Raw genomic sequence first — 19291 nt, 5'->3', positions numbered from 1 at the left:
CCCTCTTAACTTTTTATTAATTTTTTAAATTAATATGTTATTCTTTTTTGTATTAAATCAGAGTTTATTTGTATTTTACTTAAAATATCTGCTATTCTTTCTCCAGCTTTTCCATCTCCATATGGATTTTCACAGTTTTCTAGATTTTTTCTAAATTCTTCGTCATATAAAACCTTGTCTATGGCATCTAATATTTCTTTTTTGCTATATGATATATCAACTATGTTACATGCTCTAAGTCTTCCTTGTTGTCTAGTTCCTATGTTTACTACTGGAAGTTTGAAACTTGGTGCTTCTATTATTCCCGATGAAGAATTTCCAATCATAACATCAGCAGTATTTAAAAGACTTAAATATTCAACTTGACTTAAATTTTTAAATACTTTTAGGAAATCATATTTTTCTCTATATTTTTCTATAACTTTTATTATTTCTCTACCACCATTATCACTATTAGGATATGAGATAATAGTTTGAACTCCAAGTTTTGCAATGGCACTAAGAGTTTCTTCTATTTGATTAGAAACCATATGCTTTTCTGTAGTAACTGGATGTTGTGTCATTATAAATATTTTATCATCTTTTAAATTAAATCTTTTTAGTACCTCTTCACGAGAAAGGTATTTTGTATTTTTAATATAGTCAATTCCTGGTGCACCAACTACGTATACGTTTTTTTCTTCTTCGCCCATTTTTATTATTCTTCTTTTACTATCCTCATTAGCTGGAAAATGTATATGTGAAAGTTTAGTTATGGAGTGTCTTATAGATTCATCAACTGTACCTGTAACTTCTCCTCCATGTATATGAGCTACTGGAATATTCATATGAACTGCTGCAAGTGCTCCTGCTATCATCTCTCCCCTATCTCCCAGTATTAATAAAATATCTGGATTTATTCTCTCTAGGCTTTGAGTTAATCCCATAAGTGTTATACCTATTGATTTTGCCATAGCAGAACCACTATCAGACGATAGTATAGTGTCTATCTTGTCATCTATTTTAAATCCGTCCTTTTGTATTTCTTCTATTGTCATTCCAAATTCAGGCGAAAGATGCATTCCGCATACAATTAGACTTAATTCTAAATCCTTATGATTTTCTATAGCCTTTAGTACTGAATAGTATATTCCATAATCAGCCCTTGTTCCCGTTATAACTGCAATTTTTCTTTTCACAACTAATTCACCTTTCCTCTATCTTTCTACTAAATCAAAAGTTATTTGCATATCAGCTTCTATATCCTTTGAGGCTTTTTTTCCAATAATATCTTTATAATATTTAGGCTTAAGTCCTGTTCCAGGTCTTTTATAATCTAGATGTTCTTCTGTTATAATTTCACCTTTTCTTATATATTTACTTGCTACTATGCTTTTTCTTGCAACCTTCATTGTGTCTATTTCACTATTTGTAAATGTTTTTATTCCACTGCCTAATGCCACATTTACTTTTCTTATTTCATCTATCATAAATTTTAATTCTTCTGGATTTAAAGACGCTTTATGGTCAGGTCCTTCCATATTTTTATCTAATGTAAAATGTTTTTCTATTATGTCTGCTCCAAGTGCAGCAGCTGCTATAGGTATAGTAATGCCTTCCGTATGATCAGAATAACCTCCTATAACATTAAATGAATTTTTTATAGTATTCATAGCTTTTAAGTTTACAGAATTTATTGCTGCTGGATAATTAGATGTACAATGAAGCACCGCTATATCTAAAATTTCCTTGTGTTTAAGTGCCATTACAGCGTCTTCAATCTCTCCTAGTGTTGCCATGCCAGAAGATAATATAATAGGCTTTTTAAATTCAGCTATATATTGAAGTAATGGTATGTTTGTTAAATCTCCTGAACTTATTTTAAAAATTTCAACATCCATAGAATTTAAAAATTTAGCGCTTTCAAAGTCAAAAGGAGTAGACATAAATAAAATCCCCTTTTCATCACAATAATTTTTAAGTTCTACAAATTCATCATAACTTAGCTCTAGTTTTTTTAACATATTAAACTGAGTATCTTGTATTCCTATATTGTCCTTCTGATATTTTGCCATAGATGCATATCCTGTAACTAATTTTTCACTTTTAAAGGTTTGAAATTTAACTGCATCAGCTCCAGCATACACTGCTTTGTCAACTAACTTTTTTGCAAGAATAATACTTCCATTATGATTAACTCCAGCTTCAGCTATTATAAAACATTTGTGGTCACCATTTTCATTTCCACCAATTATTTTATCCCTTATTTTAATCATTTTTATTCTCCTTTAAAATCATTTCTGCAATTTTAGCATCTATCATATTATCTATATCAATAGACTTTTTAATGTCCATAATAAATGGCATTGTGTTTTCATCTACAAATTCTTTTTTATTTTGTAGCATGTCCACTTTATTTATATATATAGCTCCATTAAAAACATAAAATGTAGGTAATTCCTGTCTTCTTAGATTATCTCCATTAAATTCTAATACAGGTTTTAATTTTTCCTTTTCAATGGTTCTCATAAGTATAGGATTTTCACTACACTCGCATACACTTATAAGAGAATCTTTATTGGCTTCTATAACACTTTCTATTGCAGTATCTATATCATCACTTGTTCTAAGAGGTGATGTTGGTTGAAGCAATATTACATAATGAAAATTCTCATTATGCTCTTTTAAATAATCTATTCCGTGTAATACTACATCTATGGATTTTGCTCTATCTGTAGATATTTCATCAGGTCTTAAAAAAGGTACCTTTGCTCCATACCTTAAAGAAACTTCTTTTATGCAAGTATCATCTGTAGAAACTAATATGTAATCTATATATTTAGATTCTTTAGCAGCCTCAATTGAATAAGCTATTAATGGCTTCTCACCGATCTTCATTATGTTTTTATGTGGTATTCCCTTTGAACCACCTCTAGCTGGGATTATCGCTAGTATTTTTTTATTCTTATACAATTTCAATCATCACCATTTCTTTATAAACTAATTGTTCATAAAATAAAAAAACCTTAGAAGCTTTAGGTACAAGCAAGAAAAACTTTTTAAGCCTTTCTAAAGCTTCTACTGTTAAGTTTTTCTAAGGTTTCTAACTTTTAAATTAAAAGTTATATTATCTGAAGATATAATCTTTTTAATTTATTGGTTTTTAAGAAGTTGATCTTCTGGAACTTCTTTAAATTTCTTAGCAGGGCTTCCAGCTACTATAGTGCTTTTTTCTACATCTTTAGTAACAACACTTCCTGCTGCTGCAAATCCATCTTCATTTATTACCTTTCCAGGTAATACTACAGCTCCAGCTCCAATTCTTCCACCTTTTTTAATAGTAACTCCTTTAAAATGGTTAAATCTTTCTTTTGAACGTGCTGCATAGTTATCGTTTGATGTGACAACACATGGAGCCATAAATACATAATCTTCAACTTCTGAATATGCTGTTAAGTACACATTAGTTTGTATTTTACAATTAGAACCAACCTTGCAGAAGTTTTCGATAGTAGCTCCTTTTCCTATAATTGTTTTATTTCCTACCTTTACATCTTCTCTTATTACAGCTAAATCTGCTACAAGTGTTTTTTCACCGATTTCACATCCACAGTAAATTATAACTCCTGCTCCAATTAAGCATTCATCAGCAATTTTACATGGTTCATACTTTTTATCGTCTTTAAATATACTGTTAACAGATCTCATAGGTGTTTTTCCAATTACAGTATTGTCATCAATTCTAACATTGTTTCCTATTAAAGATCCCTCGTGAATTACTACATTGTTTCCTATAATGCAATTATCTCCAATAACAACATTATCCTCTACAACTGTAAAATGACCTAGTTTTACATTATTGCCTAATTTAGCACTTTCAGAAATATAGTTCATTTTTATATCCTCGCTTTTATTATCTATTTTTCTTTGGAAAAGCTTTTTCCATATCTAAAGTTGAGAAGTTTTCAAATGGGAATTTTACAGGCATTCCAGTAAGTCTTGACTTATATGCTGCAAGAATTATTGCCATAGCTCTCTTTCCTTGTTCTCCATTTATTAAAGGTTCAACATCATTATTTATTGCATCTATAACATTTTTAAATAATGGAGTATGACCTTTTCCGTATACTGAATCTGGATCGCCTTCTTGAGCTTTTAAAATTTCTTCTTCTTCATTTTCTTCTCCATCTTCAAATCTCCAAGTTTCTATTTTATTAACAGCAAGACCGCCTATTGCTACTGTTCCCTTTTCACCAAATACACTTAAAGTTTCTTCTAAGTTTTTAGGGAATACACAAGCAGTTCCTTCTATTATTCCAATTGCTCCGTTTTTGAAACGAACTAATATTGCACCAAAATCTTCTGCTTCAATATCACGTAAGAAATTATCACATTGTGCATATACTGTGTCAATTTCTCCACCCATCATCCATTGAAGTAAGTCTATATTGTGAATACATTGATTCATTAATGTACCACCATCAAGTCTCCAAGTTCCTCTCCAAGGTGCTTGTTTGTAATATCCTTCATTTCTGTTCCATAGGATTCTTGCAGTACCATTTACAAGTCTACCAAATCTTCCTTCATCCATTGCTTTTCTTAATTGTTGTATTGGTTTATTAAATCTATTTTGATGACAAATTGCAAGTTTAACGTTGTTTTCTTTTGCAACTTTTATCATTTCATTTGCATCGTCTATTGATAGAGCCATTGGTTTTTCAACTACAGTATGTTTTCCTTTTTTCATAGCATAAATTGCAATTTCAGGATGGTATCCACTTTCTGTAGCTATTGTAACTACATCTACATCTTCTTTTTCAAGCATTTCTTTATAATCTGTATATGTATTAACTGTTACGTTTTCTTCCATTTTTTCTATGTATTCATCACGCTTTGCATTAGCTTTTTCTATATCAATATCACAAGTAGCTACAAGCACAGCTTCTTCTTTATTGTTTACTAATCCTTCTACATGTTTGTATGAAATTCTTCCACAACCAATAATAGCAAATTTTAATTTTGACATTAATATCACTCCTTAATCTTAATAAAGGATAAACTCAAAAGAGTCTATCCTAAAATCTTTCTTATAGTTTGTGTATCTTTTCTCTGTTGTTCTTAACAGCACTTGAAGCATTTCTTGTGTCATAGAATATTTTAGCTCTCTTAACTATTTCTTCATAGTCATAATCACTATGATCTGTTGTTATTATAACAATATCAGCTTCATCAATAGCTTTTTCCCAATCTACTGATGCATATTCTTTTCCACAGTGCTTAAAGTTTGGAACATATGGATCGTTATACATTACATTTGCTCCATTCTTTTCAAGGTGTTCTATTACTTTTAATGCTGGTGATTCTCTCATATCATCGATATCTTTTTTATATGCAACACCCATTAAAAGAACTTTTGAACCATTTAATGATTTTTTATCTCCATTTAAAAGTTTCATTGCATTATCTACTACGAATTCTGGCATGAAATCATTTATTTCTCCAGCTGTTTCTATAAGTCTTGTATGATAATCAAATTCTCTTGCTTTATATGTTAAGTAGAATGGATCTAGTGGTATGCAGTGTCCACCAAGACCTGGACCTGGGTAGAATGCCATAAATCCATAAGGTTTTGTTTTTGCAGCTTCTATTACTTCCCATATATCTATGTTCATTTTTTTACATAAAATAGCCATTTCATTTACAAGACCTATGTTTATGTGTCTAAATGTATTTTCAAGGATTTTTTCCATTTCAGCAACTGCTGGTGAAGAAACTTTATGTATATCTCCTTCAAGAACATTGCTATATAATGCAGCAGCAACTTCTGTACAGTCTGGAGTTATACCTCCTACAACCTTTGGAGTGTTTTTAGTTTTAAATTGCTTGTTACCTGGGTCAACTCTTTCTGGTGAAAATGCTAGGAAGAAATCTTCTCCACATTTTAATCCTGATTCTTCTAATATAGGTTTTACTATTTCTTCTGTTGTTCCAGGATAAGTTGTACTTTCAAGAACTACAAGCATTCCTTTATGTAAAAATTTAGCTATACTCTTTGTAGAGTTTTCAACATATGATACATCTGGTTGTTTAAACTTATCAAGTGGTGTTGGAACAGCAATTGCAACTGCATCTACATCTGATACAAATGAAAAATCTGTAGTTGCTTTTAATTTACCATCTGCAACTAATTCTTTTAAGTCTTCGTCTACTATATCTCCTATATAATTATGTCCTTCATTAACTAATTTTACTTTTGCATCTTGTACATCAAAACCTATTACTTCATATCCTGCTTTAGCTTTTTCTACTGCTAGTGGTAATCCTACGTATCCAAGTCCCACTACACCTAATTTTGCAGTTTTATTCTCTAGTTTTAATAAAAGTTCTTCCTTTAATGTTGCCATAGTACTTCCTCCTAAACATTATTTAAGGTTTATTTTCTTAATTTAGTTTCATTAAATAATCTAAATTTTAATCATTAATATTAACATATATTACGCATTTGTGATTTATTTCACTATCTAATTTTATCATATTGTTTACATAAATGCAGTAATTAATCTTATATTTGTAATTGTATAATTATTCTTTAGGTTTATATGTTGGGACTTTTTCTTGAAGAACATCAATTATTTCCTCTCTTTTCCCTTCTACAACACCTTTAAAATCTTCTATAGATTTTTCTATATATTCTCTGTTGAATTCCTTAGGCTTTTCAATAAATATTTTTTCATGACCTGTAGATGTTAATGCTACTTCATCCATTAGTAATTCTTCATATAGTTTTTCACCAGGTCTTAATCCTGTATACTCAATTTTTATATCTTCATCTGGTTTTAATCCAGATAGAGTAATTAAGTCCTTAGCTAAATCTACTATTTTAACAGGTTCACCCATATCAAGTACAAATATTTCCCCACCCTTTGCCATAGCTCCTGCTTGAATTACAAGTTGAGCTGCTTCTGGTATTGTCATAAAGAATCTATTTATTTCAGGATGGGTAACTGTTACAGGACCACCTTCTTTTATTTGTTTCTTAAATAGTGGTATTACTGAACCATTACTTCCAAGAACATTTCCAAATCTTACAGCTACATATTCTGTTTTACTTTCATTATCGAAAGCTTGAATTATTTTTTCACAGAATCTTTTAGTTGCACCCATAACATTAGTAGGATTAACAGCTTTATCCGTACTTATTTGAACAAATCTTTTTACATTATACATGTCACTACATTTTGCTAAGTTGTAAGTTCCAAATATATTGTTTTTAATAGCTTCCCTTGGATTTGCCTCCATAAGTGGAACATGTTTATGTGCTGCAGCATGAAATACTACATATGGTCTGTATGTTTCAAATACTTCCTTTAATCTTGTCATATCTCTAATAGATGCAATTACAACTTCCATATCTAAGTTCGGATACTTATATTTTAATTCCATTTGAAGATCATATGCATTATTTTCGTATATATCTAATATTATTAACTTTTTAGGGTTAAATTTTACTATTTGTCTACAAAGTTCAGATCCTATGGAGCCTCCCCCACCTGTAACTAAAACAACTTTATCATTTATATACTCATTTATATTTTCATTATTTAATTTGACTGGATCTCTACCTAACAAATCATTAATGTCTACATCTCTAAGTTGACTTATATTTACATTTCCATTTATTATTTCATATATACCTGGAAGTGTTTTTAATTTACACCCAGTTTCTTTGCAAGAATTGTAAATTTCCTTTCTTTCTTTTAAAGGTGCAGATGGAAGAGCAATAAATATTTCTTCTACCCCATAATTATTACATATCTTTATTATTTCATCTCTAGTGCCTAGTATCTTTATCCCATTGATTACTTGACCAATTTTTGATAAATCATCATCTATAAGTCCTACTATATTATAATTTAAAGAATGATGCTTTTTAATCTCTTTTATCAACATTGCTCCAGCATCTCCAGCTCCAACTATTAATATATTTGAAGACTTATTATCAAAAGTTTCAGCGTTGTCATTTCCACCAACTACTCTATATATAAATCTAGTTCCTCCTAGAGCTAATACAGATAGTACCCAAAATATTATGTGTACTGTGGCAGGAAATCTATAGTGTACAAAACTTAATAATTTATAACTTATAAAATAACTATAAAAAATAAATATTATGTTTGAAAGCGATACTGAATATACTATTGATATTAACTCATCAATAGACGCATATTTCCATATGCGATCATATAAATGAAATATCGCATTACAAATTACACTAATAACAATAACCGGAACTATTGATAATTTAAAAAATACTATGTATTCTTGAGGTATATGAAAATCAAATCTTAGTAGCAGTGCAAAATATAAGAAAAATGTTACAAGAACGATATCATATACTAAGAATTTCTTATTACTTTTCAAGTCATCACATCCTTAACGATTGTTATTTTATCTACCTTAAATCATTTTACATCATTTTTGAAATTATTCAATGTTTTTTATTAATAATTTAACATACAAATATAAAAAAGACATGTTTTGTAAGTCCTTTACAATTCATGTCTATTATTATATCATAAACTAAGCTTTAATATATTTTATTTTTGGTTCATTTCTTTATATAATTGTGCAAATTTTGAATTATACTTAATACTAGTTAAATATTTCATAAATTCATTTTTTAACCCTTCTCTTTTTAGTGCAAATTCTACTGTTGCCTCTAAAAATCCTAATTTATCGCCTACATCATATCTTCTACCTTCAAATTTGTAGGCATACATTGCTTCTTTTTTTATTAAGGTTCTAAGAGCATCTGTTAATTGTATTTCACCTGACTTACCAGGCTTTGTATGACTTAATATATCAAAAATAGGAGGAGTTATTATGTATCTTCCTAAAATCGCTACATTAGAAGGTGCTTCATTCACACTAGGTTTTTCTACTAAATCTTTTACCTTATAAACCCTGTCTTCTATGTGTAGTCCTTCTACTATTCCATACTTATCTACACTGTTTTTATTTACTTCTTGCACTCCAAGTATTGTGGTTTTATATTCATTAAAGCAATCAATTAGTTGTTTTAAACAAGGTACTTTGCTATCTACAACATCATCTCCTAGCATAACAGCAAAAGGTTCATTGCCAACAAAAGTTTTAGCACAATTTATTGCATGCCCAAGTCCCTTTGGCTCTTTTTGACGTATATAGTATATATCTACCATATTAGATATATCTTTAACCATACTTAAAAGATCATTTTTACCTTTTTCTTCCAATATGTTTTCCAGTTCCACCGACTTATCAAAATGATCTTCAATTGCTCTTTTGTTTCTACCTGTTATTATTAATATTTCTTCAATACCTGACTGTACCGCTTCTTCAATAATATACTGTATAGTTGGCTTATCTACAATGGGAAGCATCTCCTTAGGTTGCGCTTTAGTAGCCGGAAGAAATCTAGTTCCAAGTCCAGCTGCAGGTATTATGGCTTTTTTTACCCTCATACCACACACTCTCCCTTCAACAAATAAAATATAAACTTCTTTATATTTTATGCATCTTTCAATATATTATTTAATTCTTTAACAATTTCATCTTCACTATCTATTTTATTTGCAATTTCAAGGTGTATTTTTGCTTGTTTATAATCTCCTATATTCATATAACACATTATTAAGTTTGTGCATACTTCAATAGATCTTGTAGCTTCAAAAACTTTTCTTAAATACACTATAGCACTTTCAAAATCCTCTACACATGCATAATTGATTCCAAGTTCATTAAATACTTCTGGATATGAACTATCTATTTCTATAGACTTTTCTAAGTAATATATAGCCTTATGATTATTTTCAAGTAATCTATATGCAACAGCTATGTAATAATAAACTTCCGGATTATCAGAAAGTTCATCTAATAATGGTAATAGCATCTCTAGTGCCTTTTTAGGTTCATCATATACTAATTTTTTTCCTTCATCATAACCATTTACTACCTTTAGTGAACTTTTAAATTCTGAAATCTCAGAGGTTTCCTCTCCCCCATTTGCTATATAATTATTTATTGAAAATAAAGCCCCGTAAAAATCCTCTTTATCTCTTTTTATTTCAGCTTCATATAGATATGGTATAGCATATCCTTCTATTTCTTTAGCTTTTTCTATAACTTCTAATTCTTCTTCTGTATAATCCTTGTTTAAACTTCTTAATTTTTCTGCAAGCATTATAAGTTTAGAATATATTTCTTCAGTAGGTTCTAATTTAACAAGTCCCTTTAGCATAATGTAAGCATCTTCATATTTTTTTTCTTTTACATATGATGCTATTCTTCCCTTTATAAATTCCATACCCTTTGGAGCATTTAATACTAATTCTTCATAAATATCATTATATTTAAAATCATCATCAGCTCCTAAAACATATATCATTCCTTCAACAAAAAATGCTACTGGTATAGTGTCTACATTTTCATTGTTTTTAACTTTTTTTACGATGTCTTCAGTTGCAACTGGCATATATATTGCCTCATTAACATACAACCTTGTATTAAAAATATTCTCTACTCTCTCTTTATTCATTTGTAAAAATAATAAATTTGAAAGTTTATCCTTAAAATGAGTTTTTACGTCCATACTCTTCCTCCAACCTTAATATTATATTTAATTATAACATCTATGATTATATATTATAATAGATTATATATTTTTTCAAAAATATACACTAAAAAGCCATTGATACTATGCTAAATTATTCATATAAAAATCATTTTAAAACCCAAATTATACAAAATCTTATTAATAAAAAAATCTCCATTAAATTAAATGGAGATTTGAAATTTATATATTTATTTTAAGTTTTGTCTCATATTTTCTACTAGTTTTAATATTTTTTCTTTAAAATTAAGCATATTTTCCTTTGAATTTTCTAAATTCTCCCCCTTAACTCCCATATATATTTTCATCTTAGGTTCTGTTCCAGATGGTCTTATTACAAAATAATCCCCATTTTCTAGTACAAATTTAAGTACATTGGATGTAGGTAGATTTATCTTCTTTTCTATTCCATTTATAATATCCTTTTCTACCCCCATCTTATAATCATATTTTTTAGATATATTAAGTCCTTCTATTTTTAAATCATTAACATGCCTTAACTTATCTATAGTCATTCCTATTTGTTTTTGTCCTTCTTTACCCATTAAATTTATGGAAACTAATTCTTCTTTGTAAAAACCATATTTTTCATAAAGCTTCATAAGAGCATCATAAAGACTTAATCCTTTTTTCTTATAGTACAATGTCATTTCACAAATTAACATAGAAGCAATTACAGCATCCTTATCTCTTACAAATGTGCCTCTTAAATATCCATAGCTTTCTTCAAATCCAAACACATAATCCTTATTTTTATTTTTTTCAAATTCTCCTATTTTCTCTCCTATATATTTAAAACCCGTTAACACATCCATAATTTCAACATTAAAATCTTTTGCTATAGCCCTTATCATTTCTGTAGTAACTATTGTCTTAATTACAACAGGGTTTTCAGGCATTGTATTCTTCTCTTTTAATGAAGATAAAATATATTCTGTTAATAAAACCCCCATCATATTTCCTGTTAAAACTTTATATTCTTTTTTATTATTTTTTACAATAGCTCCTATTCTATCACAATCAGGATCTGTACCAAATATTATATCTGGTTTTATATCTTTTGCCATTTCTAATGCTATATCAAAAACCTGTGGCATTTCTGGATTTGGATATTCTGCTGTTGGAAATGTTCCATCAGGTAACTCTTGTTCCTTTACAACAAATAAATTTTCATATCCAAGTTCCCCTAAAACTCTTCTTACTGGTATATTTCCACTTCCATGAATTGGAGTATAAATAATCTTTAAATCTTTTGCATTATTTTTTACCAGTTCATTTCTTATGGTTAATTTTTTTACGTCATTTATATAATCTCTATCTACTTCTTCTCCTATTATATTAAGTAATTTTCTCTCTTTAGCTTCTTCTAATGTAAAAGATTTAACCTGTTTTAAATCTTTTATATTGTTTACACAAGTTATAATGTCCTTGGCCTTTTTATCAGTAACTTGTCCACCATCTTCTCCATACACTTTATAACCATTATATTCTTTAGGATTATGAGATGCAGTTATAACAATACCTGCATTAGATTTTAAGTATCTTACAGTATAAGAAAGCATAGGAGTAGGTCTTAAAGATTCAAATAAATTAACCCTTATTCCATTAGCACACAATGTGAGTGAGGCTTCTTTTGCAAATTCTTTAGACATTATTCTAGAATCATATGCAATGCTCACAGATATATCTCTATTTTTATATGCCTCTAAGAGATATTCTGAAAGTCCCTGTGTAACCTTTTTTACAGTATATATGTTCATTCTATTACTTCCAGCTCCTATAACGCCTCTAAGTCCACCAGTTCCAAACTCTAAATCTTTATAAAATCTATCTTCTATATCCTTCTCATCTTTAATACTTCTTAATTCTTCTTTAGTTTTATCATCAATCAAAGGTGAATCTAACCACATATTATATTTTTCTAAATAATCCATTATATTACCTCCTAATATTAACCAGTAATATAATAATTATACAATATACTGTTAAATTATAACAATTTATTCCTACGAAATTATAAAAATAAAGATACTATTAAAATTAATAATAGTATCTTTATTTAAAAAATTATTCTGCAATTACCTCATTATCTTCTTCATCTTCTTGAGATCCTTTATTTTTAGTACCCATAACAACAGCTAATATAGTATCCATATCATCTAAACATATTATTTCACTAGCCATTTCAACATCATTAACTCTAAATACATCTCCTGAGTACATTTTTGAAACATCTACATTTATTGATTTAGGTATATCATCATATTTTCCTTGAACCTTTATGTTTGATTTTTCCTTTTGAACTATTTCTCCTCTTTTAGCTATAAACTCTTCTCCTACAAAATTTATTGGTATTTCAGTTTGAATAACTTCATTTTTATCTATTTCTTGTAAATCTATATGTAGTATTTTCTTTGTTACAGGATCTTTTTGTATTTCTTTTACTATAGCTTTATGATGGTTATTATTGATTTGTAAATCAATCCCTCCATATTCACCATTTTTTAATACTTCTCTATTTAGTTCAATCTCTCCTATTTCAAATAATGTGTTTTGAACTCCTGCACCATATAGTACTCCAGGTACCATTCCTTTTTTTCTTTCACGTCTCGCAGAATGGTTAGAATCTTTGATTCTTTCATTAGCTTTTAACACGTCCATTGATATCCCTCCTATGCTTTCTAGTATTAGCATAAAAAAGAATAATATACATATAAAAGCTGTTCTTCAGTAATAATCTCTATACCATTTTTTAGAAAAAGCGCTGATGTAACACCATTCCCATCTATTTTATTTCCACTAAAGCTTCCATCATATATTTTTCCACATCCACAAGAAGGACTTTTAGCTTTAAAAATTGCTTTTGTAGCATTTACATCTTTTGCTACCTTTAAAGCCTCATATGCACCTTTCAAAAACTCCTTTGTACAATCTACCCCATCTTTACTTATAACTTTAGCTTTTCCATTTAATACATCTTCTCCATGTCCACCTACTATCTCACAGGGTGTTCTTGGAGTTGTAAGTCCGCCCATTTGTTCTGGACAGACTAAAATTCCCTTGCCTTCTTTTAAAAGTTTTAAAACTTTTTCATTAAAGTTGTTTCCACCACTATATTTACAATTAACCCCACAAAGACACGCACTTATAACTATCATATTGATCCCTCTTTATATATTCTTTATTTAAGTTCTACTACAGTAACTCCATTTCCGCCTTCTCCATAGTTACCAAGTCTATAAGATTTTACATGAGGATGTCTTTTTAACATATCATTTATGGCAGTTCTAAGTACCCCTGTACCTTTACCATGTATTATAGTAACTTCAGAAAGTCCACTCATACACGCATCATCTAGATATTTATCAGCAGTATAAGTTGCTTCTTCTGAATCCATTCCTCTTAAATCAACAGATGTTGCTACTGATTTTAAGTTTAAACTCATTTGTTTTTTCTTTCTTTGTCTTTTTTCTATCTTAGTTTCTTTAGTTTTTCTTAGATCTTTAATATTTACTTTTATTTTCATAATTCCAGCCTGTACTTGAACATCTCCCTTATTATCAGGATTTGTAAGTACCATAACTTTTGTCTCAAATTTAGGAAGATATAATTCATCTCCTTCTGATACATTAGTTACAGCTTCACCAACTTCTTTTGGCTGATTTAATTTTGATTCTGTCTTTTCTAATTTGTCTTTTAATTTCTTTCTATTCTCTTCTAAAAGTTTACGAACATCTGAAGAATATCCCATTCTCTCAAGTTCTCTTATGTCTTTTAGTATTTTATCTGCTTCCTCTTTAGCTTCTTTTATGATTTCTTTAGCTTCCTTTTGGGCATTTAAAATTGCTTTTTCTCTTATATCTTGGAATTTATCTAATTTGCTTTCATATTTTTCTTTAAGTTTTACAGCTTCTTCTTTTGCACTTTCTGCTTTTCTTGCATGTTCCTGTGCTTTAATGTTTTTATGTTGAAGAGATTGTATTAAATCTTCAAATTTAAGAGTTTCCTCTGAAATTCCTTCTCTTGCATCTTCTATAATATAATCTGGAAGTCCGAGTCTTTTAGATATTTCAAAGGCATTTGATTTTCCTGGTACTCCTATTAGTAGTCTATATGTAGGTCTTAATGTTTCAACATCAAATTCTACAGATGCATTTTCTACATTATCAACCTTTAATGCATAGGCTTTAAGTTCACTATAGTGAGTTGTAGCTATTACCTTTGTTTTTCTTTTTCTCAAATTTTCAAGAATTGAAACTGCAAGTGCAGCTCCTTCTGTAGGATCTGTTCCAGCACCAAGTTCATCAAACAATACTAATGAATTTTCATCTGCACTATCTATTATGTTTACTATATTTGTCATGTGAGATGAGAATGTTGATAAACTTTGCTCTATACTTTGTTCATCTCCAATATCTGCAAAAACTTCTTTAAAGAAACTTATAGTTGATCCTTGAGATGCTGTTATCATAAGCCCACTCATTGCCATTATGTGAAGTAATCCTACAGTCTTTAGTGTAACTGTTTTACCACCTGTATTAGGCCCTGTAATTACAACAGATGTTATTCCATCTCTAAGATAGATATTGTTTTCCACTACTTTTTTAGGATCTATAAGTGGATGTTTTGCATTTATTATATTAAAATGACCGTCTTCACTTATTATAGGCATTATTGCTCCTAACTTTTGAGCATACTTAGCCTTTGCAAATATAAAATCAAGTTCCCAAAGAATATCCGCATCTACCTTAATAACATCTACATTTTCATATACTTTTCCTGAAAGAAAAGCAAGTATTCTATCTATTTCAGCTTTTTCTTTAAGTCTTAATTCCTTTATTTCATTATTTAAATCAACTAAGCTCATAGGTTCTATAAAAAGTGTTGCTCCTGATGCACTTTGGTCATGTACAAGTCCTGGTACTGCTCCTTTATGTTCTACTTTTACTGGAAGTACATATCTCTCTCCTCTTACTGTATATATATTTTCTTGAAGATGAGAAGAATATGTTCTAATAAGAGAATTAACTCTAGCTTTTATTGAACTTGTTTTATCCTTTAGGGATCTTCTTATATTAAAAAGAGTAGTACTTGCTCTATCTGAGATTTCTTCTTCTCCAATTATACATTTAGAAATCTCTTCTTCTAGTCCATTTAAAGGTACAAGCCCCTCTGTAATACTTTCAAGCACTTCATACTTTTCACTTAAATCATCACTTTTCACATAGCCCTTAAATCTTCTTGAGGCTCTAAGTAAATTAGCAACCCTAAGAAGCTCTGATGGAAAAAGTGTAAATCTTCTTTGAGCTTTTGATATTGCTTCCCTTATATCATATAGTCCACTAAAAGGTGCATCCCCTTTTTTTATGGATATTTTAAAAGCTTCTTCTGTTTCCATTAAGTGTTCCCTAACCTCATATGCACTTTCATAAGGGTGAAGCCTTTCAATTAAATCCTTAGCCGCTGAAGTTTGGGTATACTTTTTTAATTCATCTTTTATTTTATTAAATTCTAAAACCCTTAAAGATTTTTCGTTCATGTTATTCTACACCTCTTTTAAAATGTCCTCTAGTATAATTTTTGAAATCTCCGCGGAATTTTTCATTTTTAAAACTTTCAAGTATATTTAGTGTTTCATCATAACTTTCGCTTAAAAACTCTAATCTAAAAATGTCTATATCAATTGCCTTTATTTCATCTAAATTAGGTATTAAATTAACAGGAGAAGCATTATAAATGTGACTTCTGCAATATTTATCTGTCCTTACTTCCATTTCTACATTCATTCTATCTTTTAATACATATTCCCCTTTTAAACATTCTAAATCACATGTTTTGCTCTTATCTTTTCCTCCAAAAACACATCCTATTGGACAATATTCACTAACCATTAATTCTGGTTTACCATATACAATACATGCACATTTAAAACCACTCTTTTTAGTTATATTTTTTATTTCTTTCTTGTTTAACTCTACACTAATAGTGGCTGCATCTAAAATATCTTTATAAAACTCTAAACTATAGCTATTAAATATATTTAATTTATAGTCTCCAATAATTTCTGTTTTACCTTTAAATCTATTAATTATTCCTGAATTTGAAGTTATTATTCCTTTAATTCTGTTAATATTTTTCTCAATTATTGTGCACACACTTTCAAACTCTTCTTTTATTATTGTTGATGTTTTTATATATATGTTTTCACATTCTACATTTTTTAAATCTATATCACAATTTCTTAAAGATACTTCCACTGCAATATTTTTAACTCCACATTCTACCGCTGCTTTTAGTTGTTCCTCTTTAGTAACAGTAACTATAGTACTATCTAGTATGTTAGTTGATTTTTCTTTATTAGATTTATTAATATTTAAATTTAAGTCTAGATTATCAGAATAGCTTCTTTTATTACCTAATTTTATATCTTCATTAATATTATCTATAAGTTGTCTTCTAACTGCATTTATTGAAGAAACCGGCATAAATCCTTCTTCAAAATCACTAAAGTTAATATTTTTAAATTCAAATGGAGTATCCCCTGTTTTGTTTAAATTTTTAACTAACTTTTCTTTGTCCATTGGTTTATTTTTAGCAACTTGAACTTCTTCTCCTAAAGTTTCATATGTTTTTCCATTATAATTAGTCGATATTTTAATTGGCTCTCCAACCTTAAATACTACATCCAAATTAAGTTGATTTTTTCTTCCATATACATTTTCATATGACTTGCTAAGATTATTTAAAAGCTCATTATCTGAGGTCTTAAATAACATATCTCCTGCTTTATACTTAGTAGGCTTTAATTTTACTCTATCACCTATTAAGGCTTCCTCTACATTGGTTGATCCTTTTACTATTTTAAAAATTGTAAATCCATCTCCACCAAATCTTATTCCATCTTGAAGTTTTACATTTTCTTTTAGCTCTATAGTTAAATCTCTATTTACCTTTCCTATAAACACTCCTGTATTTTTAGGGAATCTATAAGACATCATATCTTTTCCTACATTTCCATATAAATAAGCCTTTGAAAATCCTTCTCTATTAAATAGTTGAAGTAATTTTTTTCTTTCTCTTTCAATATCACAATTTGCATCATCTATAGCTTTTCTATATGCTGAAACTACTCCCGCCACATATTCTGGTCTTTTCATTCTGCCTTCAATCTTAAGTGAACTAGTTCCGCTATTTATAATATCTTTTATATTTTCTATAGTACATACATCTTTAGGACTTAGTATATAACCCTTTGCCTTTTTCTTTCTCTTTTTATCTATTATTTCATAAGGAAGTCTACAAGGTTGTGCACAACGTCCACGGTTTCCACTTCTTCCTCCTATTAAACTGCTCATAAGACATTGTCCAGAATAAGAAACACAAAGTGCTCCATGTACAAAAATCTCTGTTTCTATGTTTAAGCACTTTGATATATGAGTAATTTCATCTAATGATAGCTCTCTTGAAAGAACTATTCTTGAAAAACCTAAATTTTTAAGAAATAAGGCTCCTTCTGCATTATGTATACTCATTTGAGTTGATGCATGAAGTTCAAACTTTGGAAAATTTCTTTTTATAAGCTCAGCAAGTCCTGCATCTTGAATTATTAACGCATCAACCCCTATTTTATATAAAAACTCAACATATTCTAATGCCTCTTTAATTTCCTCTTCTTTCATTGCCGTATTTACTGTTACATAAATCTTTACATTGTATAAATGACAATACTCTACAGCCTTAATCATATTTTCTTCATCAAAATTAGAAGCATATGCTCTTGCTGAGAACTTAGCTCCTCCTAAATATACCGCATCTGCTCCATTTTGCACCGCTGCATAAAGACTTTCCATACTACCTGCTGGTGCTAGTAACTCAATTTTATTCATAAGTTTATCTCTCCTCGATCTATTGTTACACCTAATAATACATTATATCAAAAGAAACCTAACTTAAACAACCTAACCATATTATTAACACATGAAAATTTATTAACATATCATATTATATACTATTAATTATTTTATGGAGGTACTTATATGTATTTTAACTTTGAATATCCTTACTTTGATACGTGTTACCCTTATCCACGTACTCCTTATACTAATTTTTATAGAAATTCATCCTTAGACACTAATGTAAAAAGACCTAATATAAATATTGCTGTGTCTTATATAAAAGGTGGTCCAAGTTATCCTAATATAAAAGGAATAGTTTCTTTTGTGTCTGTACCAGGAGGTACTGAAGTTTCTGTATACGTTGAAGGTCTTCCAAACTATAAACCAGCAACCAAAACAACTCAGCCTATAGGTCCTTTCGGCTTTCACATTCATTCTGTAGGTTGTTGTGATATTGGTAATCCTAATGATCCTTTTACCTGCGCAAGTGGCCATTGGAATCCAGATAATCAACCCCATGGCAATCACGCTGGAGATTTTCCGGTTTTATTTTCTAATCATGGAATGTGTAAAATGAGCTTTTTTACAGATAGGTTTAAACCTAAAGACATAATTGGCTTATCAGTAATTATACACGAAAGTCCTGATGACTATAGAAGCCAACCTTCTGGCAATTCAGGAAAAAGAATTGCTTGTGGAATTATAAAAACCATTTAGGATAATAAATCATAGTTAATATTCCTAATCAAAAATATAGAGATTTTCT

General features: G+C 29.2%; 15 protein-coding genes. 1 reads left to right on the top strand and 14 read right to left on the bottom strand.

Annotated features, from left to right (window positions below):
• Positions 1 to 29 precede the first annotated feature (29 nt).
• From neuC to NT01CX_RS04455, 14 genes are all read right to left on the bottom strand, one after another.
• Positions 30 to 1178 carry a UDP-N-acetylglucosamine 2-epimerase gene (neuC, locus tag NT01CX_RS04520; protein WP_011721863.1) on the bottom strand — a complete coding sequence of 383 codons (1149 nt, stop codon included), beginning with the start codon at positions 1176 to 1178 and terminating at the stop codon, positions 30 to 32.
• Between the two features lie 18 nt (positions 1179 to 1196).
• On the bottom strand, positions 1197 to 2255 hold the full coding sequence (neuB, locus tag NT01CX_RS04515; RefSeq protein ID WP_011721862.1) for an N-acetylneuraminate synthase: 1059 nt from the start codon (positions 2253 to 2255) through the stop codon (positions 1197 to 1199).
• Entirely contained in the window at positions 2248 to 2952 is a 705-nt protein-coding gene (locus NT01CX_RS04510) for a cytidylyltransferase domain-containing protein (RefSeq protein ID WP_039226639.1), read from the bottom strand. The genes neuB and NT01CX_RS04510 overlap by 8 nt, the downstream gene beginning before the upstream one ends.
• Before the next feature lie 180 nt (positions 2953 to 3132).
• On the bottom strand, positions 3133 to 3873 hold the full coding sequence (locus NT01CX_RS04505) for an N-acetyltransferase (protein WP_011721860.1): 741 nt from the start codon (positions 3871 to 3873) through the stop codon (positions 3133 to 3135).
• Positions 3874 to 3892: 19 nt separating this feature from the next.
• Positions 3893 to 5005 carry a Gfo/Idh/MocA family protein gene (locus NT01CX_RS04500; RefSeq protein WP_011721859.1) on the bottom strand — a complete coding sequence of 371 codons (1113 nt, stop codon included), beginning with the start codon at positions 5003 to 5005 and terminating at the stop codon, positions 3893 to 3895.
• Between the two features lie 61 nt (positions 5006 to 5066).
• The gene (locus NT01CX_RS04495; RefSeq protein WP_011721858.1) at positions 5067 to 6383 is read right to left on the bottom strand and encodes a nucleotide sugar dehydrogenase; all 1317 of its coding nucleotides are present in this window, start codon (positions 6381 to 6383) and stop codon (positions 5067 to 5069) included.
• A 178-nt stretch (positions 6384 to 6561) separates the two neighbouring features.
• Positions 6562 to 8400, bottom strand: coding sequence for a polysaccharide biosynthesis protein (locus NT01CX_RS04490; protein WP_011721857.1), 1839 nt, complete (start codon positions 8398 to 8400; stop codon positions 6562 to 6564).
• Positions 8401 to 8576: 176 nt separating this feature from the next.
• Positions 8577 to 9482 carry a UTP--glucose-1-phosphate uridylyltransferase GalU gene (gene galU / locus NT01CX_RS04485; RefSeq protein WP_039242979.1) on the bottom strand — a complete coding sequence of 302 codons (906 nt, stop codon included), beginning with the start codon at positions 9480 to 9482 and terminating at the stop codon, positions 8577 to 8579.
• Positions 9483 to 9529: 47 nt separating this feature from the next.
• Positions 9530 to 10609 carry a tetratricopeptide repeat protein gene (locus NT01CX_RS04480; protein WP_011721855.1) on the bottom strand — a complete coding sequence of 360 codons (1080 nt, stop codon included), beginning with the start codon at positions 10607 to 10609 and terminating at the stop codon, positions 9530 to 9532.
• A 212-nt stretch (positions 10610 to 10821) separates the two neighbouring features.
• A complete protein-coding gene (locus NT01CX_RS04475; RefSeq protein ID WP_011721854.1) occupies positions 10822 to 12564 on the bottom strand; it encodes a phospho-sugar mutase in 1743 nt (580 codons plus the stop codon).
• 133 nt (positions 12565 to 12697) lie between these two features.
• Positions 12698 to 13291: a 50S ribosomal protein L25 gene (locus NT01CX_RS04470; protein ID WP_011721853.1), complete on the bottom strand. Its 594-nt coding sequence runs from the start codon at positions 13289 to 13291 to the stop codon at positions 12698 to 12700.
• A 26-nt stretch (positions 13292 to 13317) separates the two neighbouring features.
• Positions 13318 to 13788: a DUF523 domain-containing protein gene (locus tag NT01CX_RS04465; RefSeq protein ID WP_011721852.1), complete on the bottom strand. Its 471-nt coding sequence runs from the start codon at positions 13786 to 13788 to the stop codon at positions 13318 to 13320.
• A 23-nt stretch (positions 13789 to 13811) separates the two neighbouring features.
• On the bottom strand, positions 13812 to 16169 hold the full coding sequence (locus NT01CX_RS04460; protein WP_011721851.1) for an endonuclease MutS2: 2358 nt from the start codon (positions 16167 to 16169) through the stop codon (positions 13812 to 13814).
• A 1-nt stretch (position 16170) separates the two neighbouring features.
• Positions 16171 to 18516 carry a U32 family peptidase gene (locus tag NT01CX_RS04455; protein ID WP_011721850.1) on the bottom strand — a complete coding sequence of 782 codons (2346 nt, stop codon included), beginning with the start codon at positions 18514 to 18516 and terminating at the stop codon, positions 16171 to 16173.
• A gap of 150 nt (positions 18517 to 18666) precedes the next feature.
• On the opposite strand from NT01CX_RS04455, the gene NT01CX_RS04450 reads away from it, so the two are divergent.
• Positions 18667 to 19242: a superoxide dismutase family protein gene (locus tag NT01CX_RS04450; RefSeq protein WP_011721849.1), complete on the top strand. Its 576-nt coding sequence runs from the start codon at positions 18667 to 18669 to the stop codon at positions 19240 to 19242.
• Positions 19243 to 19291 lie beyond the last annotated feature (49 nt).

Source organism: Clostridium novyi NT (genome assembly GCF_000014125.1).
GTDB classification, from domain to species: Bacteria; Bacillota; Clostridia; order Clostridiales; family Clostridiaceae; genus Clostridium_H; species Clostridium_H novyi.
The sequence above is the reverse complement of the archived record's forward strand: the minus strand, read 5'-3'. Positions and strand labels throughout refer to the sequence as shown.

Bases quoted from the DNA above. Each gene is read 5' to 3' on its own strand.
- NT01CX_RS04460 (WP_011721851.1), bottom strand. From the start codon at position 16,169: ATGAACGAAAAATCTTTAAGGGTTTTAGAATTTAATAAAATAAAAGAT.
- neuB (WP_011721862.1), bottom strand. From the start codon at position 2,255: ATGATTAAAATAAGGGATAAAATAATTGGTGGAAATGAAAATGGTGAC.
- NT01CX_RS04500 (WP_011721859.1), bottom strand. From the start codon at position 5,005: ATGTCAAAATTAAAATTTGCTATTATTGGTTGTGGAAGAATTTCATAC.
- galU (WP_039242979.1), bottom strand. From the start codon at position 9,482: ATGAGGGTAAAAAAAGCCATAATACCTGCAGCTGGACTTGGAACTAGA.
- NT01CX_RS04480 (WP_011721855.1), bottom strand. From the start codon at position 10,609: ATGGACGTAAAAACTCATTTTAAGGATAAACTTTCAAATTTATTATTT.
- NT01CX_RS04475 (WP_011721854.1), bottom strand. From the start codon at position 12,564: ATGGATTATTTAGAAAAATATAATATGTGGTTAGATTCACCTTTGATT.
- NT01CX_RS04470 (WP_011721853.1), bottom strand. From the start codon at position 13,291: ATGGACGTGTTAAAAGCTAATGAAAGAATCAAAGATTCTAACCATTCT.
- NT01CX_RS04505 (WP_011721860.1), bottom strand. From the start codon at position 3,873: ATGAACTATATTTCTGAAAGTGCTAAATTAGGCAATAATGTAAAACTA.
- NT01CX_RS04450 (WP_011721849.1), top strand. From the start codon at position 18,667: ATGTATTTTAACTTTGAATATCCTTACTTTGATACGTGTTACCCTTAT.
- NT01CX_RS04455 (WP_011721850.1), bottom strand. From the start codon at position 18,516: ATGAATAAAATTGAGTTACTAGCACCAGCAGGTAGTATGGAAAGTCTT.
- NT01CX_RS04495 (WP_011721858.1), bottom strand. From the start codon at position 6,383: ATGGCAACATTAAAGGAAGAACTTTTATTAAAACTAGAGAATAAAACT.
- NT01CX_RS04465 (WP_011721852.1), bottom strand. From the start codon at position 13,788: ATGATAGTTATAAGTGCGTGTCTTTGTGGGGTTAATTGTAAATATAGT.